General features: G+C 64.5%; 23 protein-coding genes and 1 pseudogene. 11 read left to right on the top strand and 13 right to left on the bottom strand.

The annotated features are described in order from the left end of the window. Both A5636_RS26890 and A5636_RS20295 read left to right on the top strand, forming a co-directional pair. Positions 1–185: pseudogene (locus A5636_RS26890) on the top strand (hypothetical protein); the annotation flags it as partial. Between the two features lie 19 nt (positions 186–204). Beyond that, positions 205–975 (top strand): ESX secretion-associated protein EspG, encoded by a 771-nt coding sequence (locus A5636_RS20295; RefSeq protein ID WP_065160401.1) that lies wholly within the window; start codon positions 205–207, stop codon positions 973–975. Between the two features lie 34 nt (positions 976–1,009). On the opposite strand, the gene A5636_RS20290 is transcribed toward A5636_RS20295, so the two are convergent. The 3 genes from A5636_RS20290 to A5636_RS20280 form a co-directional block, all read right to left on the bottom strand. Next, complete coding sequence (locus A5636_RS20290) at positions 1,010–2,491, bottom strand: hypothetical protein (RefSeq protein ID WP_155763915.1); 1,482 nt, start codon at positions 2,489–2,491, stop codon at positions 1,010–1,012. 170 nt (positions 2,492–2,661) lie between these two features. After that, positions 2,662–3,423, bottom strand: a complete 762-nt coding sequence (locus A5636_RS20285; RefSeq protein WP_065160399.1) for a hypothetical protein — start codon at positions 3,421–3,423, stop codon at positions 2,662–2,664. Beyond that, a complete protein-coding gene (locus tag A5636_RS20280) occupies positions 3,424–3,948 on the bottom strand; it encodes a hypothetical protein (protein WP_155763914.1) in 525 nt (174 codons plus the stop codon). 501 nt (positions 3,949–4,449) lie between these two features. On the opposite strand from A5636_RS20280, the gene A5636_RS20275 reads away from it, so the two are divergent. The 4 genes from A5636_RS20275 (at position 4,450) to A5636_RS20260 (ending at position 9,673) form a co-directional block, all read left to right on the top strand. Beyond that, positions 4,450–5,484 (top strand): hotdog fold thioesterase, encoded by a 1,035-nt coding sequence (locus A5636_RS20275; protein WP_065160397.1) that lies wholly within the window; start codon positions 4,450–4,452, stop codon positions 5,482–5,484. A 337-nt stretch (positions 5,485–5,821) separates the two neighbouring features. After that, the gene (locus tag A5636_RS20270; protein WP_065160396.1) at positions 5,822–7,027 is read left to right on the top strand and encodes an amidohydrolase family protein; all 1,206 of its coding nucleotides are present in this window, start codon (positions 5,822–5,824) and stop codon (positions 7,025–7,027) included. A gap of 133 nt (positions 7,028–7,160) precedes the next feature. After that, positions 7,161–7,586, top strand: a complete 426-nt coding sequence (locus A5636_RS20265) for an anti-sigma factor antagonist (RefSeq protein ID WP_065160395.1) — start codon at positions 7,161–7,163, stop codon at positions 7,584–7,586. Positions 7,587–7,711: 125 nt separating this feature from the next. After that, a complete protein-coding gene (locus A5636_RS20260) occupies positions 7,712–9,673 on the top strand; it encodes a SpoIIE family protein phosphatase (protein WP_065160394.1) in 1,962 nt (653 codons plus the stop codon). A 6-nt stretch (positions 9,674–9,679) separates the two neighbouring features. On the opposite strand, the gene A5636_RS20255 is transcribed toward A5636_RS20260, so the two are convergent. Both A5636_RS20255 and A5636_RS20250 read right to left on the bottom strand, forming a co-directional pair. Further along, the gene (locus A5636_RS20255) at positions 9,680–10,912 is read right to left on the bottom strand and encodes an acyl-CoA dehydrogenase family protein (RefSeq protein WP_065160393.1); all 1,233 of its coding nucleotides are present in this window, start codon (positions 10,910–10,912) and stop codon (positions 9,680–9,682) included. Further along, positions 10,909–12,039 (bottom strand): acyl-CoA dehydrogenase family protein, encoded by a 1,131-nt coding sequence (locus A5636_RS20250; protein WP_065160392.1) that lies wholly within the window; start codon positions 12,037–12,039, stop codon positions 10,909–10,911. The genes A5636_RS20255 and A5636_RS20250 overlap by 4 nt, the downstream gene beginning before the upstream one ends. A 138-nt stretch (positions 12,040–12,177) precedes the next feature. Here A5636_RS20250 and A5636_RS20245 point away from each other — a divergent pair, with 138 nt between their 5' ends. Together A5636_RS20245 and A5636_RS20240 are read left to right on the top strand one after the other, a co-directional pair. Then, positions 12,178–13,089, top strand: coding sequence for a hypothetical protein (locus A5636_RS20245; protein WP_065160391.1), 912 nt, complete (start codon positions 12,178–12,180; stop codon positions 13,087–13,089). A gap of 92 nt (positions 13,090–13,181) precedes the next feature. Beyond that, entirely contained in the window at positions 13,182–13,850 is a 669-nt protein-coding gene (locus A5636_RS20240) for a hypothetical protein (RefSeq protein ID WP_437339848.1), read from the top strand. Between the two features lie 3 nt (positions 13,851–13,853). Here A5636_RS20240 and A5636_RS20235 read toward each other — a convergent pair whose 3' ends face one another. From A5636_RS20235 to A5636_RS20220, 4 genes are read right to left on the bottom strand one after another with little or no spacing between them, the layout of a single operon-like run. Beyond that, positions 13,854–14,813, bottom strand: a complete 960-nt coding sequence (locus tag A5636_RS20235; protein ID WP_065160390.1) for an alpha/beta hydrolase — start codon at positions 14,811–14,813, stop codon at positions 13,854–13,856. Between the two features lie 4 nt (positions 14,814–14,817). Continuing rightward, positions 14,818–15,978, bottom strand: a complete 1,161-nt coding sequence (locus A5636_RS20230; RefSeq protein WP_081287895.1) for an amidohydrolase family protein — start codon at positions 15,976–15,978, stop codon at positions 14,818–14,820. Further along, positions 15,975–17,033: an amidohydrolase family protein gene (locus A5636_RS20225; RefSeq protein ID WP_065160389.1), complete on the bottom strand. Its 1,059-nt coding sequence runs from the start codon at positions 17,031–17,033 to the stop codon at positions 15,975–15,977. Before A5636_RS20225 ends, A5636_RS20230 begins: the two co-directional genes overlap by 4 nt. Next, positions 17,030–17,389, bottom strand: coding sequence for a Rieske (2Fe-2S) protein (locus tag A5636_RS20220; RefSeq protein WP_081287894.1), 360 nt, complete (start codon positions 17,387–17,389; stop codon positions 17,030–17,032). Before A5636_RS20220 ends, A5636_RS20225 begins: the two co-directional genes overlap by 4 nt. 86 nt (positions 17,390–17,475) lie before the next feature. Here A5636_RS20220 and A5636_RS20215 point away from each other — a divergent pair, with 86 nt between their 5' ends. Beyond that, positions 17,476–18,702 carry a cytochrome P450 gene (locus tag A5636_RS20215; RefSeq protein ID WP_065160387.1) on the top strand — a complete coding sequence of 409 codons (1,227 nt, stop codon included), beginning with the start codon at positions 17,476–17,478 and terminating at the stop codon, positions 18,700–18,702. Further along, positions 18,699–19,856: a Zn-dependent alcohol dehydrogenase gene (locus A5636_RS20210; protein WP_065160386.1), complete on the top strand. Its 1,158-nt coding sequence runs from the start codon at positions 18,699–18,701 to the stop codon at positions 19,854–19,856. Before A5636_RS20215 ends, A5636_RS20210 begins: the two co-directional genes overlap by 4 nt. Here the strand turns inward: A5636_RS20210 and A5636_RS20205 are convergent. Then, positions 19,853–20,635 (bottom strand): SDR family NAD(P)-dependent oxidoreductase, encoded by a 783-nt coding sequence (locus tag A5636_RS20205; protein ID WP_065160385.1) that lies wholly within the window; start codon positions 20,633–20,635, stop codon positions 19,853–19,855. The two genes, A5636_RS20210 and A5636_RS20205, sit on opposite strands and share 4 nt — an antisense overlap. 73 nt (positions 20,636–20,708) lie before the next feature. Beyond that, positions 20,709–21,170, bottom strand: coding sequence for a carboxymuconolactone decarboxylase family protein (locus tag A5636_RS20200; RefSeq protein WP_065160384.1), 462 nt, complete (start codon positions 21,168–21,170; stop codon positions 20,709–20,711). 48 nt (positions 21,171–21,218) lie between these two features. Here A5636_RS20200 and A5636_RS20195 point away from each other — a divergent pair, with 48 nt between their 5' ends. Then, positions 21,219–22,637 (top strand): PLP-dependent aminotransferase family protein, encoded by a 1,419-nt coding sequence (locus A5636_RS20195; RefSeq protein WP_065160383.1) that lies wholly within the window; start codon positions 21,219–21,221, stop codon positions 22,635–22,637. On the opposite strand, the gene A5636_RS20190 is transcribed toward A5636_RS20195, so the two are convergent. Together A5636_RS20190 and A5636_RS20185 are read right to left on the bottom strand one after the other, a co-directional pair. Then, positions 22,634–23,464, bottom strand: coding sequence for an SDR family NAD(P)-dependent oxidoreductase (locus A5636_RS20190; RefSeq protein ID WP_065160382.1), 831 nt, complete (start codon positions 23,462–23,464; stop codon positions 22,634–22,636). The two genes, A5636_RS20195 and A5636_RS20190, sit on opposite strands and share 4 nt — an antisense overlap. A 66-nt stretch (positions 23,465–23,530) precedes the next feature. Next, positions 23,531–24,751 (bottom strand): cytochrome P450, encoded by a 1,221-nt coding sequence (locus tag A5636_RS20185; RefSeq protein ID WP_065160435.1) that lies wholly within the window; start codon positions 24,749–24,751, stop codon positions 23,531–23,533. Between the last annotated feature and the right edge of the window lie 84 nt (positions 24,752–24,835).

Genomic DNA, 24,835 nt, shown 5'->3' with positions numbered 1-24,835 from the left:
GCGCACCGGCGGCAGGGGCACCCGCTGCGGGCCACCGAGGTGGGGCCGGTGCGGACAAAGAACACAAAGTCAGCAAAGCTTTGCGTACCAGCAAGCACGGTCAAGATGTGATCGGTGACGTTGAGGGTGTGGTTGCGGTGGTGGGTGACGAACCAACCGAAACTCCGCACCCGCCGTCCGCCTAGCGACGGTCATTCCAGCGACATGAAACGTGCGGCACTGAGTCGAGTCGGACGCATCGATCTGGTAGACCTCCAGGCCATCAGTGAAAGCCTCGGCCGTGACTTCCTGCCCCATCCTTTTGTCGTGCCCGAACCGTCTCGTTTCGACAGCTATCAGGAGTACGAAGCCTACGTGGCGGCTGTCCCTGAGCGACTCGCTCATGGCGACTTACGCGAGTTCAACCAATGGCTCACGTCCTATGTCAATTCCGACATCCGAGTGGAATGCGTGGTGAGCATCGTCGGCGCCCCCCGCGGCCGATTGCTGGCGCATCGTCACGGCCAAACGGGTTTCCTCGCCGCGCAGAATTCGGCGGAGCAATGTATTGAGGTGTACCGAGTATCGCCGTACGAGTTGGGCTCGGCGATCACCGGGTCGCTCGCTCTCACCAAGCCAGGAACCCACTCCCGTATAGCCATACCCGATCTGGTGCGCGTGTCGCCGCGGGATGGCGGGCACGACGCGGTTTCCACTGTGCTGCAACGAGATAGCGGGCGACGGAACATCTCAATACCCCGCTCGGAGTTGTCCCGCTACACCAGAGTCCAAAGTCGTTGCCAACCCGCACGCGATTGGGGCTTCGACCGTAGGAAGAATACCGCCGCCTGCGTCACGATAAAGAATGACGGAGACTACATTTACGCGCCCAATTTCGAGTATCTGACGCCGATGACGCCACAGCTACTAAGCGAACGAATCGATGCGCTGATCGCAGAGGACGTGGCCAGCTTGCGATCGCTGCGCGGTCGATGAACGGCTCCAAGGACTCTGGTCAAGTCCAGCGCCGCTAGGCGGGCGCGCCTAACGAGGCGACCATTGCGCGTTCACGGTCGACTTTGATCAGTCCGGTGCCGACTTTGTGAATCCAGATCTTTCCTGGCATTTCCCACAGGGTTTGGCATGTCGTGGTGTCGATGGCCACATACGTCGCGGGAGCGGGGTCCTCACGCATCGTGACCACGACCGTGCCGTCCGAACCGGTGTAGCTGGATCCGAACGCCATGGTGCAGGTGGCGCCGCGTTGCCCGGTAAGCAAGTCCCATGCCTGCCACTCGGCCTGACTACCGTTGCTGCTGCCCTCTTTTCGGACGAACAGCTTGCTTCCTATGGTTCTGAAGTCCTTCGACAGACCGCGAGAAGGAATGCTGGCTACGAGTTTTCCGGCGGCATCGTAGATTTGGAACGCGTCCGCCACGGCGAGGGTCAGCATCGCCGCGTTCTGCGCGGGATAGCTGCGTTCGGGTTGCTGGCGTCCGACTTGGCGACCGGTGGTGTCATACATCAAGGCGCCGGTCACCTTGCCCGCATCGAACTGGTAGGCAAACCCACCGGCGTACACCACCGCTTCTTCCAGGCGAGTGCCTTGCGGTGGAGCCGGGGTGAGGTCTTTGCCGTCAACCACCGAAAAAACCCGCTCGCCGCGGTCGTCGTCGACACCTTCGGGCGGCTGGACAGCGAGAGTCAGCTGCGGAACGTCCGGACTCCAGGTTGCGGGAAAGATCGTCTCCGAACTGCCCGGCCGAAACCAGGTCAATTCGGCGTGCGGACCAACGCCATGCAGGCCCTCGCCGGGGACTTGCGCCACCAGGTAGGCCGGCCCAAACTTGTACCCCACCGCCTCGAGTCGCGCGCCGCCACTCATCCTGGGATTCAAGGTGTTTGGACCGTGATGGGTGACGGCCCCGCGATCCAGATCGATCACCCAGGCTCCGGCCGGCGGGAGGAACCGCTCGGACCCCTCGGGGACCCGAGTTGTACAGACCGCCACTGACGGACCGTTGGCATAACAGTCCGCGCTCGACCCGAAGAAGTCCGGCAGAGCCAACGGCGGAAACAGCCGCGCTCCAGTGGTGGTTTCGAGTCCGTACAACCAACCGGTCGGGTGCAGACACTTTCTGTCGCAGCCCTCGACCGTGAGAAAGTAGGCCTTGTTGCCGTTTGTGGTGAACAGCTCACCGACGTTGGCTCCCGCGGGCAACCCGATGTCGGCGCCGGAAAGCTGCCAGCCGGGGACGGGTTGGCGCTGCAGCGAGAAGGACACCAGCAGGTCCCTGGGCGTGCCGATCGGCGCCGGAGCAGCCGCCTCAGCACCGTGCCCGCCGCCGCCGAAGGGGCGATACAGCGCAATGGCAACCCCGGCGCCGACCAGAGCGATCACCAGTGTGATCGCCGCGCCGATCCACCACCGTCGTCGTGATCGTCCTGGGCGTGGTGCCGACTCCGGTTCTACCCAGCGGAACCCGTCCGGCGGCAACCTCGAATCTGACACCTACACCACCAATCCTTGCGTCATCCTTGCCGTCGTATCGCGGGCACAGACCGCGGCTAGAGGCCCGCTCGGCGAGCCTAATAGCTTGGCGGCCAGCCTGGTTGAGGGCGCCGGAGTGACTGCTGGCATCGACGCGAGTCGGCAGCCAAAATCCCAGTGCGGTCGACCGGTCACGGCACCGGAGCTGCGGCAATCCGACACACCAGCAGCTCCCCGCGGCGCACCCCCAGCACGAACTGCACGCTTTTGTCGTTGGAGAAGTGTGTGCTCAATGCCCACAGCGATCCCTGCCGGCCGAAGGCGCCGGTGGACACGACCTGCATCGCCGGCATCCGCTCATGCCTTCGGACGGCGTTGAGTTCGTCGGTGACCGTTCCCTCGCTATCGGGGCACGTCAAGGCTTCCAGGTTGGCCAGATGTCCCGCGTTGCGCTCCCGCACCCACGCCCGCACGGTGGTGTCGGCTGCCTCGCGGGCTTGAGCGTCCGTCATCGAATCGGTTACCGCTGCGGGGCGCAGTGTCGGCCCTTCGCTACGGTCGGCGCCGAGAACTGCGACTATCAACACGGCAATCGACGCCAGCGCCGCTAAACCCCACAGCCACAACGTGATCCGGCTGCGCGATGCTGACTCGACCACCGGACCGGTACGCATGCTCAGTGCCCCGGTGCTATCGCACTCGATGACAATGCGGCGAGGCGGACTGGCCGCCGCGGCACGATGCTGATACTCCGCGATCAGCGCGACCGCCTCGGGCGGCACCGCCAGCGGAACCTCCTCCGTCCTGACTGTCACGCGTGCTTGGGCAACGGGCGGTTGGCTGGACGGTTCGAACTCGGCGTGCAGGCGCGTCCATCCAGTCGGAGCCGACGCCAGCAGTAGTTTGACCGCATCTTCGACAAGCGACCGGTCACCATCCCCGCTGCCGGTCACCTAGCGACCGGCTTTCGGCAGCTCGACATCGCACACCTTCAGCGCGCCGCCCTCATCAGCCAACGCAAGGACTTCGTAGAAGAATCCGCCCCGCGCCTGCTCCTCTTCCACCTCGCGTTTCATTCGGTCATCAATCGGATGGATCCGCACCGCGACCTTGACCCACACCGAGGAACCGCTATCACGAAATTCCGTCAGCGCATCGGTATAGATCAGACCCTGGTCTTGACCGTAGTAACGGATAGTGTCGATCCATCCCGTCACCGATTCCGACGGGTGAGCACACGCCAAGGCCTGCATTCGCGCCACGTCACCGCGATTCTCCGCGTCAAACCACTGCGTCGCGACGGCGAAGGCCCGCTGAGCGCGCGCGGGTGGGGGCACCCCCAACACGGCTAACCGCGGAGGCTCCGGATGCCGCCAGCCCACAGCGAACACCACTGCAGCAGCAGCCAGGCACCCGATCGTGATCGCGGCGAGCAGACCCACCAACAGCCGCCGTGACCGCCTGACACTCACATCCACGGAATCACGATATCCGTCCAGCCGATACCGCCGACCCGTCAAGGCGGCTCGACGAACGCTATGTCTTGACGCCCAGACTGATTGAGCACCCAGCGCATCCTGTCCATCTCTACGGTGCCCGCACGGGCGCCGACGCCGTACCCGACGTGCACGACAGAACCCCACTGCACCAACGTCTTTCGCAACAACCAGCCGTAGCAGTCCCCGATGAATACGATCTCCGGGTGGACAGGTGAAATACGAGCGTCCCAATACCGCCGCCACGATCGTTCTGAAGCGAATCAGAACGCTAGCAGCTGCTGCGGCACAAATTACGCTGCCAATCCCGGACCTCGGGGCACCAGCACCCGTGTCGTAACGAAACACCCAATCGCCCAGTGCATTTGGGCAACATTGCGGATGGCTACCGGCCCGTCCTGCCGCACGCGGTAACCTCATTCTCAGAATTGTTGTTTCAAGGATCTCGAAGCGTTTCACACCGCACGGAAGAGGAGACCGCCGATGGCCGGCCCCACCGAAGCAGGCGAAGCTACCCGCGCCGACCGCTTCATCAAAACCGCGGTCGAGATTCTCGGCGAAACGGGCCGCACCGACTTCACCGTGCAGGAAGTAGTCGCCCGCTCCAAGACGTCGCTGCGTGCGTTCTACCAACATTTCGCCAGCAAGGATGAGCTGTTGCTCGCGCTTTTCGACCGGACCATGGCGCAAGCGGCACAACTGTGGCGCGAGGAGACCGCCGGCCTGGACAGCACCGCCGCACTCAAGTTGGTCCTCGACCGCATCAGCGCCCAGCCCGAGTCGTCCACGCAGGACAGCCTCAATCGCGCCCTGAGCCTCTACAACCAGCATCTCGCCGAGACCCGGCCTCGCGAGTACGCGCGGGTGCTGTCCCCGCTGCATCGGTTGCTGCGCGACATCGTCGGCCAAGGGATCACCGAAGGTGTCTTCAACCCCGGACTCGACGTGGGCACCGCGGCTGCCATCGTCATGCAAACCATGGTCGGGGCGCTGCGGTTGCATTGGCTCGGAACCGAATTGAATGGCACCCCCATCGATGCCGGCCAACTGTACGACTTCTGCAGCCGTGCCCTCGGGCGTCGCGATAGCGACGACACGACCTCGGACCCAACGCTTGCCGAATTGTTCGCCCAGATCGGCCTGCGTCCGGCCAGCTTCCATGACGGCGAGTTCGCCATGACGATGCCGGTCAGCCCGCAAGTGGTGAACACCTCCGGGGCTTTACAGGGCGGTTTGATTGCAACCCTGGCCGACGTGGCGGGTGGACAACTCGGACTGGAGTATCTGCAACCCGGCACCGCGATGACGACCTCTGATCTGGTGATCCGCTACCTGCGGCCGATCAGGCACGGCTCCGCACTGGCCGTTCCGAAGGTGCTGCGTGCGGGCCGGCGTTCGCTGGTCATGCAAATCGACATATTCGGTGACAGCGACAGCGAACTCGCGGCGACAGCCACGGTGAACTTCGCCATCGTCGGCCGCCCGACCGAACCGGAGTCGGCCGCGGACCAGCGGTGAGGCATGCCCCGCTGCACTCCACTCCATTCCCCGCCACTCCACTCCGGCTCTCACTCCACTCCGCGCCACTCCACTCCGCGAACGGAACCCCACTGCGAAATTCGAGGCCGAAAGTCGCAGCCAGGTTCCACTCGCCCAGCCTCGCCGCTCGCGGGCCGAGCGGGCCGCCGCTCGCGGGCCTAGCGGGCCGCCGCTGGCGGGCCTCGCGGGCCGCCGCTCGCGGGCCTAGCAAGCCCCACTCGCCGCCGCTCGCGGGCCGCAGCCCCGCCACGCTCCCGCCCACGGTGGTAACGTCATTACCGCGTTCAGAGATCAAGACTTCTACAGGAGATTCGCCATGCCGTCCCGCGAGCTTTCCTTCCCGGTATTCGACGCCGACAACCACATGTACGAGCCGCAGGAAGCGCTGACCAAATTCTTGCCGGAGAAGCGCAAGCACGTTATCGACTACGTGCAGGTCCGCGGCCGCACCAAGATCGTCGTGCGCGGCCACATCAGCGACTACATCCCCAACCCCACGTTCGAGGTGGTTGCCCGCCCCGGCGCCCAGGAGGACTACTTCCGCCACGGCTCGCAGGGCAAGAGCTACCGCGAAATCCTGGGCGAGCCGATGAAGGCCATTCCGGCGTTCCGCGAACCGGGTGCCCGCCTAGAGGTCATGGACGAACTCGGTATCGATTACGCGCTGATGTTCCCGACCCTGGCCAGCCTGGTCGAGGAGCGCATGAAGGACGACCCGGAGATGACTCACGACGTCATTCACGCGTTGAACCAATGGATGTATGAGCAGTGGTCGTTCGACTACGAAGGCCGTATCTTCGCCACCCCGGTGATCACGCTGCCGATCGTCGAGCGGGCACTGGAGGAATTGGAATGGTGCCTGGAACGTGGCGCCCGCACCGTGCTGGTCCGTCCGGCGCCGGTACCGGGCTACCGCGGCAGCCGGTCGTTCGGCCTCGAAGAGTTCGACCCGTTCTGGCAGGCCTGTGTCCGCGCCGAGATCCCCGTCTCGATGCACGCCTCGGACAGCGGCTACTCGGAGTTGCTCAATATCTGGGAACCCGGCGACGAATTCCTGCCTTTCAAACCGACCGCCTTCCGCAGCCTGGCCATGGGCCACCGGCCGGTGGAGGACGCCTTCGGTGCGTTGATCTGCCACGGCGCGCTGACCCGCAATCCCGATCTGCGGATCCTGTCCATCGAAAACGGGGCCGACTGGGTGCCGCATCTGTTCAAGGGCCTCAAAGGTGTCTACAAAAAGATGCCGCAAGCGTTCGCCGAAGACCCGATCGAGACGTTCAAGCGGTGCGTCTACATCAGTCCGTTCTGGGAGGACCGCTTCACCGAGATCGTCGAAATGGTCGGCACCGACCGAGTGGTCTTCGGCTCCGACTGGCCGCACCCAGAGGGCTTGAAGGACCCGATCACCTTCGTCGACGAATTGGCCGGCCTCGATCAGGAAGACGTCGAGAAGATCATGGGCGGCAACCTGATGAAGCTGATGAAGGTCGCCAAACCGGCTAGAAAACCGGTATCCGCTTAATCGCGTCGCCGATATTTGCGAATCACCCAAATTGACGCGTTCCGTCTGCTATACAAAGCATCACATTGTCTTTCAGGCGCATACGGGGCATCCAGTCGGGGGTTGGCCGGCGCCACCAAAGTGGGGGTGCACGATGAACTTGGGGCCATCCAACACATTCTCCAGTCCCGTGTCGTTGAGCAGCGGCCTGTCGTCCCAGCTGGAGCAACCCAGCAGCACACTGCGCGCTACGACGGTGCGCAGCGCTTCAGCGGTGGTGGTCCGCGCCGGCGGCGAGGTCGACGCATCCAATGAGCACACCTGGCAGGGTCTGGTCACCGAAGCGGCCACTGCGGCAAGCCAGGCGGGGCTGCTCGTCGTGGACGTCAATGGCCTGGAGTTCATGGGCTGCTGCGCCTTCACCGTGCTGGCCGACGAAGCGGAGCGGTGCCGGGAACGCGGAATCACCCTGCGGATGGTGAGCGGCAACCCGGGCGTCGCGCGCATTGTCGACGCGTGCGCATTCAGCAATGTGCTGCCTGTGCACCCGACGACGGAATCCGCGCTCACGGTGGCATAGCCGCCCCACCAAAATTTTGGTGCGTGGCACCAGTCCCGCGCATTGATAATCTGTTTGTTGTTGCCTGACGTTTCTGTCACGCACCCAAACTTGTCAATGATCGGTCCGTGGGAGGTACGGCCAATATGGCGGCCGAAAAGGACTGGGACAACACCGTGGGCGCGGCTGAGCACGTACGGCGCATCTTCGACAACATTCCCGCGATGGTGGTCGGTTTAGAAGGGCCTGACCACCGATTCGTTGCGGTGAATGCCGCGTTCCGCGCGTTCAACCCGCTGCTCACGACCGTGGGGAAAACGGCGAAGGAAATTTATCCCGAGCTGGCGAGCCAGCAGATCTACGAGATGTTCGACCGGGTGTATCAGACCGGTGAACCGCAGTCGGGAACCGAGTGGCGGCTGCAAGTCGACCTGGAGGGTTCCGGAGTCGAGGAACGTTTCTTCGACTTCCTGGTTACGCCGCGACGCCGGGACGACGGCACGGTCGAGGGCGTGCAGTTGGTCTTCGACGAAGTCACCGCCCGCGTCCAGGCGCGGCTGGCTAGCGAAGCGCGTGTCGAGGAACTCTCCGAGCGCTACCGCAACGTGCGCCATTCGGCCACCGTGATGCAGCAGGCGCTACTGGCCGCGTCGGTCCCGGTGGTGGCGGGCGCCGACATCGCTGCCGAATACGTCGTCGCGGCCGAAGACACCGCGGCCGGGGGCGACTGGTTCGACGCCCTGGCCCTGGGTGACCGCCTGGTGCTGATCGTCGGGGATGTCGTGGGCCACGGGGTCGAAGCCGCGGCGGTGATGTCGCAATTGCGCACCGCGCTGCGGATGCAGATCACCGGCGGACACTCGGTTGTCGAGGCACTCGAGGCAGTCGACCGCTTCCACGAGCAGGTGCCCGGTTCCAAGTCTGCGACGATCTGTGTCGGCTCCCTGAACTACGAGACGGGTGAATTCGAGTACTGCACCGCCGGACACCCGCCACCGTTGGTGGTCACCGCTGATGCGGAATCGCGATACCTGGCACCGTCCGGCGGCGGACCCGTCGGCAGCGGAACCGGTTTCCCGATGCGTACCGAACGGCTCGGCATCGGCGACACGATCCTGCTCTACAGCGACGGTCTGATCGAGCGCCCGGGCCGTGCCGTGGGAGCCAGCACCACCGAATTCGCGGAATTGGCCAGCAGTATCGCCGGCGGCACCGGCGGTTTCGTCATCGACACACCCACCCGCCCAGTCGACCGCCTGTGTTCAGAGACACTCGAATTGCTCTTGCGCTCCACCGGATACAACGACGATGTCACGTTGCTGGCGGCGCAGCGACGGACGCCGACGCCACCGCTGCGCATCACCGCGGACGCTACCATCCACGCCGCCCGCCAGATCCGGTCCGAGCTGCGAAAGTGGTTGTCCGAGTTGGGTGCTGAGGACACCGACATCTCCGATGTGGTGCATGCCGTTTCCGAATTCGTGGAGAACGCCGTCGAACACGGCTACAGCGGCGAAGTGTCCGGCGGGGTGTTGGTGGAAGCCGCGTTGGACGGGGCCGGCGAACTGCGCGCGTCGGTCATCGACCGAGGTCAATGGAAGGATCATCGCGAGGGCGAGCGCGGCCGCGGGCGTGGCCTGGCGATGGCCGAAGCTCTGGTAACCGAAGCTCTGGTCAGTCACGGCCCTGACGGCACCACCGCCACACTGACCCATCGACTCAGCCGCCCCGCCAATTTCATCAGCGACCCCCTGCTCAGCAGGGTCACCATCCAGCGCGAACTCGACGACGAATTCGTCTCGCTCGTCGACGGCGGCCGTATCATCGTGCGCGGCGAGGTCGATTCGAACACCGCTTCCACCCTGGACCGTCAGATCGCCGTCGAAAGCCGTTCGGGGATAGCGTCTTTGACTATCGACCTCAGCGCTGTCACCCACCTCGGGTCGGCGGGCGTCAGCGCTCTGGCCGCCGCGCGCGACCGCGCCCGCAAACAGGGCGGCGACTGTGTGTTGGTGGCGCCACCGGGAAGCCCGGCGCACCACGTCTTGTCGTTGGTTCAGATACCGGTCAGCGGCGGCGGGTCCGGCGAGGTGCTTATCGCCGACTAGGCGAAGTCAGCGCGCTCGACCGTGCCGCACCTGATTGAACGGCACCCCGCGATCGGCGGCGTATTCCCGCGGGAAGTTCAGCACCCGTTCACCGATGACATTGCGGGCCATCTCCGTGGTGCCGCCGCCGATGGCAACCGACTGTCGGGACAGGTACCTCAATCCCGTTTGCAGGCCCTCACCGACCTCGCCGACCACGCCCGCCGCCCCGGCTATCGCCAATGCCGTGTCGACCTCCAACATCGTGGTCTCGGCGTGGAACAGCCTGATCAGTGTTCCGGCGGCCGGAGCCAACGAGCCATCGCGCACACTGCGGGAGACGTGGTTGATCAGTTGCTCGGCGACCGCGCGATGGACCAGCGCGCGGCCGGCCATCTCCTGCGCGCGGTCGCTGTCGGACTGACCGGTCCTGGCCAAGAGGTCCGCGTAGTCCACCGGTATGGTGTGGCCGCCCTCGCTGCCCGAGCCGCTGGCGAACTCCGAACCCTGGCCCACGGCACGCCGTTCGTGATACAGCTGCCGCGAGGCCACCGCCCAACCGTTGTTCACCTCGCCCACCACCGCGTCGTCGCCGACATCCACCCCGTCCAGGAACTCCTCGCAGAACTCGGCTCCACCGTTCACCTGCGTGATGCGCCGCAACGTGATTCCGGGGTGATGGATGGGAACCAGGAACATGGTCAAACCGTCGTGTTTGGGCACATCCCAGTTGGTGCGGGCCAGGCACAGTCCGTAGTCGGCGGCGAAAGCGCTTGTGCTCCATGTCTTGGCGCCGTTGATGACCCAGCGGTCACCCTGGCGTTCCGCGCGGGTGATGACGCCGGCCAGATCCGATCCGCCGCTGGGCTCGGACAACAGTTGCACCAGAATCTCGTCACCCCGCAACGCGGCGGCAATGTGTTGCTTCTTCTGCTCCTCGCTACCGGTGTCGAGCAGGGTTGCGCAACAGATGGTAAAGGTCGGCACGTTGAGGATCAGCGGCATTTCGTAGCCGAGTGATTCGATGTTGAAGGCCCGCTGGTATTCGTAATCCAGTCCCAGCCCGCCGTATTCACGCGGAAAACAGATGCCGGCGAAGCCACCCGAGTAGAGCCGGCTTTGGAGTTCGCGGGCACGCAGCCACGATTCTTCGGCGTCCCTTGGCATCGCCGGTGGGGCCTCGGGGTCGATGCTCGGCATGTTCTCGGCCAGCCAGGCTCTGGCCCGGGTGGCGAATTCGGCGACCGACTCGGTTGTCATCGCTTGACTCCCGCTTTGAACACCCGGATGTTGTGCTCCTCGGGTGTGCCGAACATGCTGCGGTACAACGTAATTCGCCTCAGGTACAGGTGCAGGTCATGTTCCCAGGTAACCCCGATGCCGCCATGCATCTGCACGCAACGTTGCACGATCGGCCCGGCCAGTTCGCCGACATAGGATTTCGCGATGCTGGCCGAGAGACCGGCGCCGGGTGCGCGGGCGGACACGTCGGCAACCGCCACGGCGGTCGTTGCCCGGCACGCTTCCAGCCACGTCTTCATGTCGGCAAAACCGTGCTTGAGCGCCTGGTAGGACGCCAGGGGACGGCCGAAGCTGTGTCGGTCCAGCGCCCACTGGACGGTGAAGTCGAAGACGGTCTCAAGGATGCCGACTACCTCGGCGCACTGCAGGACCTGAGCAATCTGGCTCTGTCGTTCGATCATGGCGGGTGTCTCGTCGGCGCTACCGACCATCGCCGACTTATCCACCGTCACCCCGTCGAACTCAACCCGGGCGTATTGCTTGACCAGGTCGATCGAGGACTGAGGTGTGATGCTCACTCCCGCGGCATCCGTGGGTACCAGGAATTGGCGCACCCCCGCACCCGATCGTGCAACCACCAACAGCACTGCACTCTGCGCAGCGGCTTCGACCCGGTCTTTGGCGCCGTCGATGCGATAACCGGACTCGGTTTCGGTGGCGGTGACGGCGGGTTCCAGCGGCGCCCAGCCCCTTCGCGGTTCCGCTACCGCCCAGGAGGCGACGGCTTCGCCGGACATCAGGGTTTCGATCAGTTCCGCGTGCGCTTCGTGGCCGGCACAGTCCACCAGGCCCGCCAGCACGGTGCTGACCGGGTACAACGGTCCGGGCGCGATGGTCTTGCCGAGTAGTTCGGCGACGGCGGCGAGGTCCGCGAAGCCGTCACCCGAGGCGCTGCCCCCGCCCAGTTCCTCGGGGACCAACAGGGCCGTCCAACCAAGCTCAGCGGCCCGCCGCCACCACTCGGGCTCAAATGCGACGCCGGCGGCGTGTAGTTCGCGCACGTGGCGCAGCGACGCTTCTTTTGACAGAAACGCTTGGGTAGTGGAGGTGAAGAGTATCTTTTCGGGAGAGTCGACAGCGGTCATGAGGCCGGCCGGGTTTTACGGGCTTGGGGGCTGATCATCGCCAGATCGGTCCTCGTCGGAGTTCGCGGAAGACTCTGATGTTAGCAATGGGTAATACCGTAAGAGATACCGGAGTTCAGTCGATAATGACGAGCGGCAATGGCTGAGATAGACGACAACGCGGCGACAACCAAAGCCGACGCGCTGGCGTTGGCCGCCGAGGCGGAGGCCGAGGCCGCCGAGGCCGAAGCGCTGGCTGCCGCGGCGCGCGCGAAGGCACGTGCCGCCCGGTTACGCCGCAAAGCCCTCGCCGCAGGCGGCGACGACGCGCAAGATTACGAAGACACCGACGACTACGACGACGAATACGAAGACGACGAAGACGACGAGTACGACGAGTACGACGAGTACGACGAGTACTCCGACGACTATGACGACGACTCGGAGTATTACGACGCCGAGTACCAGGACGCCGAGGTTTACGACGAGGCGGCGAACTACGACGAAGCGGCGAACTACAGCGAGTCCCCACCGCTAGCCGCGGCGCCGCCGTCGAGGGGCGGCCGACTGCGCAATTCGGTCGGTAGACCGAAGTTGTCGACGCTCGCCAAAATCGCCGCAGTCGTTGTCATCTTCGGCTGCATCGGGCTCAGTACTTACTACGTGTGGCAGCATCATCAAGCCACCGACCGCGAACAGAAGGCCGCGGCATTCGTCGCCGGCGCCAAACAGGGCGTCGTCAACATGACCTCCCTGGACTACAAGAAGGCCAAGGACGACGTGCAGCGCGTCATCGACAGTTCTACCGGGGAGTTCCGGGACGACTTTCAGCAACGCGCTACCGATTTCACGAAAGTCGTCGAGCAGTCCAAGGTTGTCACCGAGGGGACCGTCAATGCCGCGGCCGTCGAATCCATCGACGGCCATTCGGCGCTAGTACTGGTTTCTGCGACTTCGCGGGTTACCAACAGCACGGGCGCCAAGGACGAGCCGCGCGTCTGGCGGCTCAGAGTGACGGTGACTGAAGAGGACGGGCAGTACAAGATGTCGAAAGTGGAGTTCGTACCGTGAGCGACGATGCGCGCGGCGACCTGAACAAGGAAACCGAGACCGCGGTGCTCGACACGGCGGGCGAGCACACCCAGGACCCCGCCAAAGACCCAATCGACGACGACGCTCTTTTCAGTGACGATGCCGCCGAGGCCGACTCACTCACCTCTGAGGCCAGCGCCTACCGCGACGTCCCCCACCATGACGACGGCGAGACCGCGGTCATTGCAACCGAAACCGCCGCGGGCTCCGCGCCATCGGGCCGTAATTGGCGCCGCGACTTCTGGCACCGCCAGATTACGATCCGGCCCGTCCCAGCGATTCTGACCCTGCTCGTGCTGATCGCCAGTGGTGTGACCATTTGGCTGTATTTCCAGTACCACCAGCCGGATCAGGAAACCAGCCCCAGTGTGGCGCGCGCAGCGATCAATGCGGCGTCGGACGGAACCGTGGCGCTGCTGTCTTACTCGTCGGACACTCTCGACAAGGACTTCGCCAACGCCAGGTCACACCTGTCCGGCGACTTCCTGTCCTACTACGACCAGTTCACGCAGCAGATCGTGGCACCGGCAGCGAAACAGAAGTCGTTGAAGACGACTGCGCACGTGATGCGTGCCGCGGTCCAGGAACTGCATCCCAATTCCGCTGTGGTACTGGTCTTTGTCGATCAGAGCACCACAACCAAAGACAATCCCCAACCGTCGTCGTCGGCCAGCAGCGTGTTGGTGAACCTGGGCCTGATCGACGGAAAGTGGATGATCACCAAGTTCACCCCGCTGTAGCGGCTACGCGCTGAACACCCGGCGCAGCGACTGCGCATGCAGGGCCCGGTTCTCCTGCGAGACAATCCAATCCGGCACCACCGAGTCGAAGCCGTGGAATGTGGCTGCCACCACATGCAATTCGGTGTGCACGAAGGCATGCAGCAGCCGGTTCGCGTAGTCGATGGCTTCGTCCCGGCACGGATCGATCTCCGAGCAACTGATGTAGGTCGGCGGCAGCCCCTCCAAATTGGCGCGGTGCGCAGGAATGTGGTGGCCGCTGGCGGTGGTATGGCCGAGGTAGTGCCCCCAGGCTCGGCTCACTGCCGGGCCGTTGAGACCGGGTGTGCGTTGGAATTCGCGTCGCGACGGCGTAGCGTCCGCGTCCAGCATCGGCTGGTGCAGTATCTGCATCAGGATCTGCGGGCCCTCGGTATCGAACATCCGCTGCGCCAGGCACGCCACCAGGGCGGCGCCCGCATCACGGCCCATGACCGCAATGCGGTCGGTGTCAGCCTGCAACTCGGTACTGTTCGCGACGACATCGCGCAACGCGGCTTCCACGTCGTCCAGCGCGGCTGGACATGAATGCTCGGGGGCCAGGCGGTAGTCCACCGACACCACCAGGCAATTCGCGGCGCGGGCCAGGTCGATGCAGTGCACGTGGTCGGTATCCAGATTCCCGGTGACGAAGCCACCGCCGTGCGCATAGAGCACTACCGGCGCTGCGGACTCGGCGCGACCGCGGTACAGGCGTAGGTCGAGCTGCCCGCCGTCGGGGCCGGGGATGGACCGCGATTCGACCACGACCCCTTCCGTATCGGCCGCCGCGGCGCGCTCGGCCGCCATCCGGTTGGCGTGTTCTCGCTCGGCAGGCAGGGTTTCGGCGCGGAACTCCACGACGCCCAACTCCTCAGCAGCGGCGCGCACCGACGGGTCGAGGCGCCCCAGGCCCTGCGGCCGCGTGAGATTCGTTTGAGTCATGCCCTTAAGGTAGACGGTCCGTCCGCTCCCCCGGCAGGGCCCGTACGGTCGCCGGCAACCCATACAGTGCGGTCGCGTTACCGCGCATGATCCGCTCCCGCTGATCGCGGGGGAACCGGTTGATCGCATACTCCGGTGCGTCGTAGCTCCAGTGCGGGTAATCGGTCGAGAACATCAGGTTGTCGCCGAGGTCCATCATCTCGAGATACTCGCGGAATCCGACGGTGTCGGCGTCCTCGAGTGGCTGGGTGGTGAAGTGCACGTGCTCGCGCACATACTCCGACGGAGGACGCCGTACATGTGGCAGATCGCCGCGGCGTGCTTCCCAGATCCGGTCCATTCGGGACATCACCGGCATCGCCCAGGTGAAACCGCCTTCGATGAACACCACCCGCAAGTCGGGATGACGGTCGAACGCGCCGTCGAACACCAGGCTCGTCAGGTGAGAGACGTACAGCAGCGGCCAGGAGGCAAAGAAATCGTGCCAGTGCGCGGGGTTACCCACGGGGTACAGCGGGATCAACTCGAACGGCGTCTGGCCCATCAAGTGGGTCGCCACCGGCAGCCCGTTGCGCGCGGCCGCTGCGAAAAGAGGATCGAAATGCGGGGTGCCAAAAGGAATTCCGCGCGTTTGCGGCGTGATCAGCACCTGGGACAGGTACGGGTGGCCGGCCCACCGCTCGATTTCACGCGCCGCCAACTCCGGTGTCTGCGCGCTGACGCTGATCGACCCGCGCCAGCGACCGTGCGCGTTGTGTTTGTCCAGCCACACGTCGGCGAGCCAGTCGTTGTACGTGGACTTCAACACATGCTCGGCCTGGGGCAATTGCGCATCGCACATCGGCTCCAGCGAGGCGATGCTGACGCCGGCCTCGACCAGTAGTTGCTGAGCGGCGAAATCCGGATCACTGCCTGCGACACCGCCGTTGGGTGGATGTGCGTCCATTCGCAACGACATCGTCTTGTAGGAGTCCGGCGTGTCGTAGAAGTGCGGCACCGGGCTGACCGCATTACCGGTAGGCCAAATCTTGTCCACCCATTCGGTCGGCGCGTAGGACTTCAGCACGTCGGTGGAGACGGGCAGTGGGTGCACATCGGTGTCGACGATGGTGACCGCGATCTCCTGCTGGCCCGCGTCCTGATCTAGTCGTTCAACGATCGTCACAGCACGCTTCCTTCGGTCACCGTCAACCCGTAGAGCTCACTAGCGTTACCCCACAGAACTTTTCGCTGCTGTTCGGCATTGAGTCCGGCTGTCGTCACTGCGGCCGACGTCGTCGACCAGTGCGGATAACTCGACCCGTACATCACCAGATCGGACTTGTCGGAGAAGTCCATCCAGGCCTGCGCCTGGCTGGAGTCGACGGGACCGTCGAACGCCGACGAGCAAAACCGGACATGGCCGGGCAGATATTCGCTGGGATAGCAGTCCACCCAAGGGGTCTGGTCACGCATCGACAGCCAAAACGTGTCCAGCCGCCACATCAGCGGGGTGAGGATGTCGTATCCGCCGTCTGCGAAGACGAATGTCAGGCCCGGATACCGGCCGAAGACACCTTCGACGATCAGCGTGGCCAGATGCACGAAATAGTTCAGCGGCATGAACGACGCGTAACCAGGATAGGTGTGCGCGTGCCCGGCGAATGTTGGTGGATGGTCGACACCGTTGCCGCCGTTGATGTGCACCGCCACCGGTAACCCATGCGCGGCGGCCGCCTCCCAGATCGGCTCGAACATCGGCTTGCCAAACGGCTCGCGAGACTGCATCGGGACGCCGACCTGGACCAGCTTGGGATTGCCGGCCAAGCGTTCGATCTCGGCGACGGCACCTTTGGGATCCTCCGGGTTGACCCGGATGGTGCCCCGAAAACGGTTGCTGGTGTCCGGTTCGAGCCACCGGTCCAGCAGCCAGTCGTTGACCGCGGCGCAGATCCGGCTGTTCAGCAGGTAGTCGGCGATGTTGCCGCGGGTCAGCGGGTTCAGAATCGCGAAGTCCGCACCGTTGTCTTCGAACAGGTGCCGGCTGACCAAGTCGGGGTCCGATCCCGGGTAGCCGTCGCCGTACAGATCGGCGCGGTAGTCCCCGCCGGGCGCTTGATACCACTGTTGCTCGACGTCGGGGATCGACCTGAGTTGGTGCGCGGCGGGGAGGTAGCGCCGGATTTCGGCGTTGTAGCGGAAGTGCGGTTGCACGTTCGCATCGATGAGCGGCTGTCTCATGCGGTCACATACACTTCCCCGTCGGTCACGTCGACCCGATAGGTGCGGACGCGCCGACTCGGATCTGCCACGTTTTGTCCGGTGGTGATGTCGAATTCCCAGTTATGCCAAGGGCATCGGACAATCTGACCGTCGCGCACCCGGCGTAGCCCGCCCGGTTCGCCCGGGGCGGCTTCGTTGGTACCGCCCACTGGGCCCAGACACAGCGGCGCGCCCTCGTGTGAGCAGTAGTTCACCAGCGCGTACAGCGAGCCATGCACGTTGTACACACCGACACCGAACTTTCCGACGTCGATGAGCTTCATCGCACCGGGGGGCAGTTCGTCGACCGTGCACACGAAGCGGCGCTGCGTCACCGCGGCATCACCGCCTCCGGTCTGGTCAATAAGCTACGTTGCTATTTATATTATGATAGCGATATTCCAGCCCAGGGAGGAGCGCGATGACGCTCAGCACCGACCCGGATGGCGCGCCCGTCGTCCTTGACTTCACCGGCGAAACCAGTCCTTACCCCTTCTTCAAGTACAAACGACGCACCGATCCGGTCTGGCATGGGGCGTTCATGGACACGGAGCTGATGCCGGAGGAATTGCGGCCCAGCGACGAATGGGTGTTGTTCAACCACGACGCCGTATTCCAGGGCTTCCGCGACGACCGCATCTTCACCTCTGCCGCGTATGACAACACCATTGGGCTGGTCATGGGTCACACCATCCTCGCGATGGGCGGCAAGGAGCATCACGATCACCGCAGCCTGGTCGCCAAGGCATTCCGGGCTACCGCGCTGCAACGCTGGGAGCCCTCGGTCATCGCGCCGGTCTGCGATCAGCTGATCGATGAGATCAAAAAGGACGGCCACGCCGACCTGGTGAAGGCGCTGACGTTCGAGTTCCCCACCCGCATCATCTCCGAACTGCTCGGACTCCCCCGCGAGGATCTCGATCTGTTCCGGAGGTTGTCGCTCGACCTGATTTCGATTCCGACCGACATCATGGCCGGGTTGACCGCCGCGACGGAGTTGTACGGGTATTTCCTCGACCAGGTGGAGCAACGACGCCGCAAGCCCACCGACGACATCATCGGTGACCTGTGCGCCGCTGAGATCGATGGCGAAAAGCTCACCGACGAGGCAATCATCTCGTTCCTGCGCCTGCTGCTGCCCGCCGGTTTGGAAACCACCTACCGGTCTTCGGGCAATCTGTTGTATCTGCTGCTGACCCATCCTGAGCAGTTGGAGATGGTCCGGCGGGACCGGTCGCTGATACCGCTCGCGATCGAGGAGGGGCTGCGGGTGGAGACCCCGCTGACCATGGTCATGCGGACCACCACCGAAGAAGTCGAGATCGGCGGCAAGACGATACCGGCGGGAGCGCAGGTCGACCTGTGCATGGGATCGGCCAACCGTGACGAAACGCGTTGGACGGACGCCGATAAGTTCGACATCTTGCGGTCGCGTCAGGCCCACATCGCCTTCGCCGGCGGCATCCACATGTGCCTGGGTATGCACCTGGCCCGGATGGAGACGCGGGTGATGTTGAACAGCCTGTTCGACCGGCTGGACAATCTGAGATTCGAACCCGACGACGGAACCGGTGTGGAGTCCAAGATCGTCGGACTAATCTTCCGGTCCCCCAACAAACTTCCCGTCACGTTCACCCCGACCGCATGAAAAGCCGGGCGGCAATCCTGCACGGTATCGGCGGACCGTGGTCGGTCGAGGACTTCGAGCTGGACCCGCCGCGCGCCGGGGAAGTTCTGGTCGAGATGGCCGCCGCGGGGCTGTGCCACTCCGACGATCACATCCTCAAGGGCGACATGTCGGCGCCGAACGAGGTGATGGAAGCTTTGGGCCTGCCCAGCATGTTTCCGATGATCGGCGGCCACGAGGGCTCCGGGGTGGTCCGTGAAATAGGGCCTGGTGTCACGGGTTTCGTTCCTGGCGACCACGTGGTGATGTCGTTCGTCGCGGTCTGCGGGCAGTGCCGGTGGTGCGCATCCGGCATGGAATATCTCTGCGACACCGGCATGGGGACCATGGTGCCGGGCATGCCGACCGACGGGACCTTCCGGCATCACACCTCCGCCGGTAAGCCGCTCGGCCATCTGGCGAAGGTCGGCGCTTTCGCCAGACACACTGTGGCCTCGGTCGATTCGCTGATCAAGATCGAGCGCGACATCCCGCTGGTGCCCGCCGCGCTGTTGTCCTGTGCGATACCCACCGGCTATGGGTCCGCCGCCAACCGGGCAGGCGTACGCGGCGGTGACACGGTGGTTGTCATCGGGGCCGGCGGGATCGGCACCGGAGCCATCCAGGGTGCCCGGATCAACGGGGCGGCGCAGATCATCGCCGTCGATCCGGTGGAGTTCAAACAGAAGTCGGCATTGGAGTTCGGCGCGACCCACAGTGTCGGGTCGACGGCCGAGGCACTGGATCTGGTGCGCGGTCTCACCTATGGGGTGATGGCGGACTCCGTGGTGGTCTCGCCGTCGCTGATCGCTCCCGACGACGTCCGTGATGCCCTGCAACTGACCCGCAAGGGCGGCACGTGTGTGCTGACCGGCATGACGTCGCAGTTGACGCACAAGGTCAACCTGAACCTGCAGGACTTCATCTTGTCGAACAAGACGTTGGCGGGCACCATCTTCGGTTCGTGCAACGGTAAAGCCGATATCGCCCGGCTGGCGCGGCTTTACCAGACCGGGCAGCTGCAGCTCGAGGAAATGATCACCCGGCGCTACCGCCTCGACGAGATCAACGAGGCCTACGCTGACCTGCTCAACGGCGAAATCATCAGAGGCATCATCGATTACGGCATCGACTAGTCCCGTTGCGCCTGCTGCTTCTGCTTGTGCAGTTCCTGCAGCCGCTTCAGCCTCGCCAGCTTTTCGACCTGCCCGTAGGCGTCGATCGGGCTGTGCAGGGACAGACCACCGTCGGCGTGCAGCACTTGCCCGGTGACCCACGACATCTCGAGTACACCCACGATTGCCTCGGCGATGTCGTCAGGTTCGCCCAGTCGACGCAGGGCAGTCCGCTTGGACATACCCTCGACCCAGGCGGGCCATTTTTCGGCATCGGGCAACATCGGCGTTCGAGTGACACCAGGCCCGACGGCGTTGACCCGGATACCGTGGACGCCCCATTCCACGGCCGCGACTTTCACCAGCATGTCCAGGCCGGCCTTCGACACGCAGTACGCGCCCATGTCTCGGTCCGCCAAGGTGCCGCTGATACTTGAAACGACGACGATCGAGCCCTCCAGTTCGGCGTCGATCATGGCTTGGGCGGCCGCGCGGATGGTGAACCAGGTGCCGGTGAGATTGACCGCCAGCACCCGTTCCCACTCGACGGGCGGCAGTTTCAGCAGCAGACCGGACGACCCGATGCCGGCAGACGTCACAACCCGAGTGGGGACGCCGTGCTGGCTGACAGTTTGTTCCATCGCCGCCGATACGGCATCGAGATCGCTGATGTCGCAGTCGATATCACCGCCGTTGAGGTCCCACACCACGACGTCGTGGCCGGCATCGCGGAGCAGCGTCGCGGCTGACCTTCCGATCCCCGAGGCGCCGCCGGTCACCAGCGCGGTGCCAGGACTCATGCCGCGGACCCGATCAACTCCACCATTCCATGAACACCTAGCACGGATTCCCCTTCCGGTAACGCTCCCAGTATTACCGTCGCGGGGGGGATAGCCGGGTAGCGACCCCGATTCGGTTCCACGCGTTGATGGCGATCGCCATCGCGATCACCTGACCGAGTTCCCGCTCAGAGAACACAGCTGCGGCACGGTCGTACACCTCGTCACAGACGTGACCGGGGCCGGTCAACTCGGTGATCGCTTCGGTCAGTGCGAGCGCCGCCTGTTCCCGTTCGGTGTAGAAATCGCCGGCTTCTTCCCAGGCGGGCAGCAGTGTCAACTTCTGTTCGTTCATGCCCCGCTTACGGGCATCGTGAGTGTGCATGTCGATGCAGTAAGCGCAATGGTTCAGCTGCGAGGCGCGGATCTTGATCAGCTCGGCCAGGTCCGGGTCGATGTCCTTGGCAACCGCGTTCTGCATGGCCGCCATCGCCTCGTAAAACTCGGGCGACACCCGGTACATCTTGATGCGGTTGCGTTCCAGTGTTTTCGTCATATCCCGATATTAGGGCCGAAATACCCACGTACATGGTGCAATCAATGCATGACTTCACGGGCCAATTCTGGTGGTCGCGACTTGCATCTGGACCTGCGTCCGGTGGTCCGCCCTGGTGCCCGCGGGGTCCGTGAGCTGCTGATCACCGCGTTGCGCGATGCCGTTCGGTCCGGCCGGTTAGCCGTCGGTACGGTGCTGCCTCCCGCGCGCAGTCTGGCCGCCGACCTGGGCCTGGCGCGCAATACCGTGGCCGAAGCGTATGCGGAGTTGGTGGCCGAGGGCTGGCTGGCGTCACGGCAGGGGTCAGGCACTTGGGTGGCCGACGGCGGCAGGCCGGCCCCGGCGGTACAACCGCGCGGCGCGCCAGGCACGCCCCGACACAATCTGCTGCCGGGGTCGCCGGACGTGTCCGCTTTCCCGCGCAGCCAGTGGTTGGCCTCGGCGCGGCGCGCCCTCACGTCGGCGCCGAATGCGGCACTGCGCCTGGGTGACTCGCGTGGAAGACCCGAGTTGCGCGAGGCGCTCGCCGAATACCTGGGCCGGGCACGCGGAGTACGCACCTCCGCTGAGTCGATCATGATCTGCGCCGGCACCCGACACAGCGTCGAACTGCTGGCCAAGACGTTCGGTCCGGCACGTCCGATCGCGGTCGAAGTTGACTCCTTGTTTCTGTTCCGTGAGGCGATCGCGTCGCTGGGTGGCGCCACCGTGCCGATCGGCATCGACGAGCTCGGTGCCAGGGTCAGTGACCTCGTCGGACTCGACACGCCCGCGGCCCTGATCACCGCCGCGCACCAATATCCCCATGGCGTGCCCCTGGACCCGTCGCGGCGGACCGCGGTACTGGACTGGGCACGGTGCACCGGTGGTTACGTCATCGAGGACGATTACGACGGCGAGTTCCGTTACGACCGGCAACCCGTCGGCGCATTGCAGGGTCTGGGTCCCGATCGGGTCATCTATCTCGGTTCGCTGAGCAAAACCCTTTCGCCGGCTTTGCGAATGGGGTGGATCGTGCTTCCGGCCGAAATGCTCGATGCCGTCGTTACCGCAACCGGGGGTGAACAGTTCTACGTCAATGCGATCGACCAGTTGACGATGGCAGACTTCATCACCAGCGGCCAGTACGACCGGCACATTCGGCGGATGCGCGCCGGCTACCGGCGGCGGCGCGAGACGCTGGTGGCTGCACTGTCTGACTTCGACGTCGGCATCAGCGGCGTGCCGGCCGGACTGCACTTGCTGCTGACCCTGCCCGACGGAGCCGAACAGACAGTGCTGCGCCGTGCCGGCGAGGCCGGTGTCGCGGTGGCCGGCCTTGCGCGCCTACGTCATCCGCTGGCGGCACCGGATGCGCCGCAGCGCGACGGAATCGTGGTGAACTTCGGAACGCCCGCCGACCACGAGTTCGCCGCCGCACTCGGCGGCTTGTGCGACGTACTGCGCGACGGCGGTCTGGCTCGTTAGGGCCTTACCCTGGCCTCCGTACGTTCCCAGAGCTGGGCGGCCAGCCGCGAATTGTAGGCAGCGCGATTTGCTTTGGCCACTTTGTGTTTGGCGTAATACTCCCCCGGCCGCCAGTCGGTGCCGGGGGTGCTCGAAGCAAGCCAGACCAGTTGTTCGGCACCCTGCTGCGCCGTCGCGGTGAACCGGGCGGTCAGCGGCACGTTGTTCTTCATGAAGAGCAGGAAGCGCGAACCCGAGGCCTCACCGAAGTTGGAGTTGACGTAGCCCGGATGAAAGGTTGCCGTCGCGATGCCGCTGCCGTGGTATCGGCGGTGTAATTCCCTGGTGAACAGAATGATTGCCAGTTTGGTGTAGGCATAGGCAATGCTGGGCCGTCGCCCTTCGGTGCGCTCCAGAGCGTCGACGGTGACCCGGGGCAGCAGCTTCTGGGAGTTGCTGGTGGTGTTGAGAACGGTGGCCCGGGATTCGACAAGCACGTCCATCAACTGCGTGGTGAGCAGAAACGGCGCCAGGTAGTTGACCTGGTAGGTCTTTTCCAGGCCGTCGACCGTCAGCACGGGGTCTTTGCACATGCCGCCCGCGTTGTTGGCGAGCACGTCGATGCGCGAGTACTCGGACTTGATTTTGTCCGCCAGCGCCCGCACCTGCGAAAGATCGGCAAAATCGGCCACGAAATAGTCGGCACCCAGTTGGTTGGCCACCGCGATGGTCTTGCTTTGGGAGCGACCGACCACCACGACGTTCGCGCCGCTCCGGCTCAGCTGCCCGGCTGCTGCGGCGCCGATGCCGTCACTGGCACCAGTGATGACAATCGTCCTGCGCGTCATGCGATGGCATCCTTTGACATGGCATCCTTTGACACTGACTGACCGTGGGCTAGGGACAGCTTAAACTCATGTCAACGAGTAACGAACCGGCAGGTGCTTGAGGCCACCGACGAAGGTCGTGGCTACGAATTCCGGATCACCGTCCAAGGCAATGTATTTCAGTCTGGGTAGCAATTCGGTGAAGAAGCTGGCGACTTCCATGCGGGCCAGCGCCGCGCCCATGCAGAAGTGCACCCCATACCCGAAGGCCACATGCTTGTTGGGGTCGCGCCCGACGTCGAAGCGGAACGGGTCGTCGAAGATATCCTCGTCTCGATTGGCCGACACGTATGACAACAGCACCGATTCGCCTGCGGCGATGGGTATCCCGCGTACCTCGACGTCTTTGGCGGCGGTACGCATGAACTGTTTCACCGGTGTCACCCAGCGGATCATCTCCTCGGTGGCCTGCGGCATCCGGTCGGGGTTGTCGCGCAGCCACTGCAGCTGCTCTGGATTCTCGATGAGCGCCTGTAAACCGCCGGCGATGGTCGCACTGGTGGTGTCGTGGCCGGCGGTCGCGACAATCAGGTAGTAGGACACGGTGTCGATGTCCGACAACGGCTCGCCGTCGATGCGGGCGTTGGCGATCGCCGACGCGAGATCTTCGGTCGGATGTTCGCGCCGCGACGCGGTCAACTCGTTGAAGTAAGCGAACATCTCCAGCAGCGACGCCAACTGCTCCTCGGTGGTGCCACCGCGCTTGAATTCGCTGTCGTCGCTGCCGAACAACTCTTGCGTCCACCGCAGCATCCGCGGGAAGTCGACCTCGGGGACGCCGAGCAAGGACATGATGACGTAGAGCGGGAAATTCACCGCGACCTGCTGGACGAAGTCGCAGGCCGGCCCCACCTCCACCATCTTGTCGACATAGATCTTGGCCAACTCGTCGATCCGTAGCTTCATGGCGCGCATTGCCTTGGGACGGAACCAGTCCGAGCCGATGGCACGGACCACCCGGTGCTGCGGGTCGTCCAGATGAATCAGTGTGCGTACGCCCAGCGCCGCCGCCTGTTCGTCACCTTCGAGGGTGGTCAGCACCGGTCGCGGCCAGTTGGTGAACACCATGTTCTCCCGCTCGATGGCCATCACGTCGGCATGCTTGGTGATCGCCCAGAACGGGCGGTAGTGCGGTACGTCCACCCACGACACCGGGGCGTTGGCGCGCAGATGGGCTAGCGCGGCGTGCAGCCTGCGCTCATCGGTGAAGGCTCGGGGGTCGGCCAGTACCCGGGCGGCTTCGTCCATCGTCGGCGTGCTCATTCACCAAACCCCTTCAATGCCGAGCACCGCCCGGTGCAGTCTGGGCACGCCCCCGGTGATCTCGAGGCC

The organism is Mycobacterium asiaticum (assembly GCF_001673315.1).
Taxonomy (GTDB): domain Bacteria; phylum Actinomycetota; class Actinomycetes; order Mycobacteriales; family Mycobacteriaceae; genus Mycobacterium; species Mycobacterium asiaticum_B.
Note: the sequence above shows the minus strand (reverse complement) of the source record. Positions and strands in the feature narration are given on the sequence as shown.

Coding starts and splice junctions, on each gene's coding strand:
- A5636_RS20295 (WP_065160401.1), top strand. CDS start 205: ATGAAACGTGCGGCACTGAGTCGAGTCGGACGCATCGATCTGGTAGAC.
- A5636_RS20270 (WP_065160396.1), top strand. CDS start 5,822: ATGCCGTCCCGCGAGCTTTCCTTCCCGGTATTCGACGCCGACAACCAC.
- A5636_RS20185 (WP_065160435.1), bottom strand. CDS start 24,751: ATGGACGAAGCCGCCCGGGTACTGGCCGACCCCCGAGCCTTCACCGAT.
- A5636_RS20190 (WP_065160382.1), bottom strand. CDS start 23,464: ATGACGCGCAGGACGATTGTCATCACTGGTGCCAGTGACGGCATCGGC.
- A5636_RS20235 (WP_065160390.1), bottom strand. CDS start 14,813: ATGACTCAAACGAATCTCACGCGGCCGCAGGGCCTGGGGCGCCTCGAC.
- A5636_RS20225 (WP_065160389.1), bottom strand. CDS start 17,033: ATGAGACAGCCGCTCATCGATGCGAACGTGCAACCGCACTTCCGCTAC.
- A5636_RS20195 (WP_065160383.1), top strand. CDS start 21,219: ATGACTTCACGGGCCAATTCTGGTGGTCGCGACTTGCATCTGGACCTG.
- A5636_RS20265 (WP_065160395.1), top strand. CDS start 7,161: ATGAACTTGGGGCCATCCAACACATTCTCCAGTCCCGTGTCGTTGAGC.
- A5636_RS20255 (WP_065160393.1), bottom strand. CDS start 10,912: ATGACAACCGAGTCGGTCGCCGAATTCGCCACCCGGGCCAGAGCCTGG.
- A5636_RS20205 (WP_065160385.1), bottom strand. CDS start 20,635: ATGAGTCCTGGCACCGCGCTGGTGACCGGCGGCGCCTCGGGGATCGGA.
- A5636_RS20200 (WP_065160384.1), bottom strand. CDS start 21,170: ATGACGAAAACACTGGAACGCAACCGCATCAAGATGTACCGGGTGTCG.
- A5636_RS20215 (WP_065160387.1), top strand. CDS start 17,476: ATGACGCTCAGCACCGACCCGGATGGCGCGCCCGTCGTCCTTGACTTC.
- A5636_RS20275 (WP_065160397.1), top strand. CDS start 4,450: ATGGCCGGCCCCACCGAAGCAGGCGAAGCTACCCGCGCCGACCGCTTC.
- A5636_RS20250 (WP_065160392.1), bottom strand. CDS start 12,039: ATGACCGCTGTCGACTCTCCCGAAAAGATACTCTTCACCTCCACTACC.
- A5636_RS20260 (WP_065160394.1), top strand. CDS start 7,712: ATGGCGGCCGAAAAGGACTGGGACAACACCGTGGGCGCGGCTGAGCAC.
- A5636_RS20210 (WP_065160386.1), top strand. CDS start 18,699: ATGAAAAGCCGGGCGGCAATCCTGCACGGTATCGGCGGACCGTGGTCG.
- A5636_RS20245 (WP_065160391.1), top strand. CDS start 12,178: ATGGCTGAGATAGACGACAACGCGGCGACAACCAAAGCCGACGCGCTG.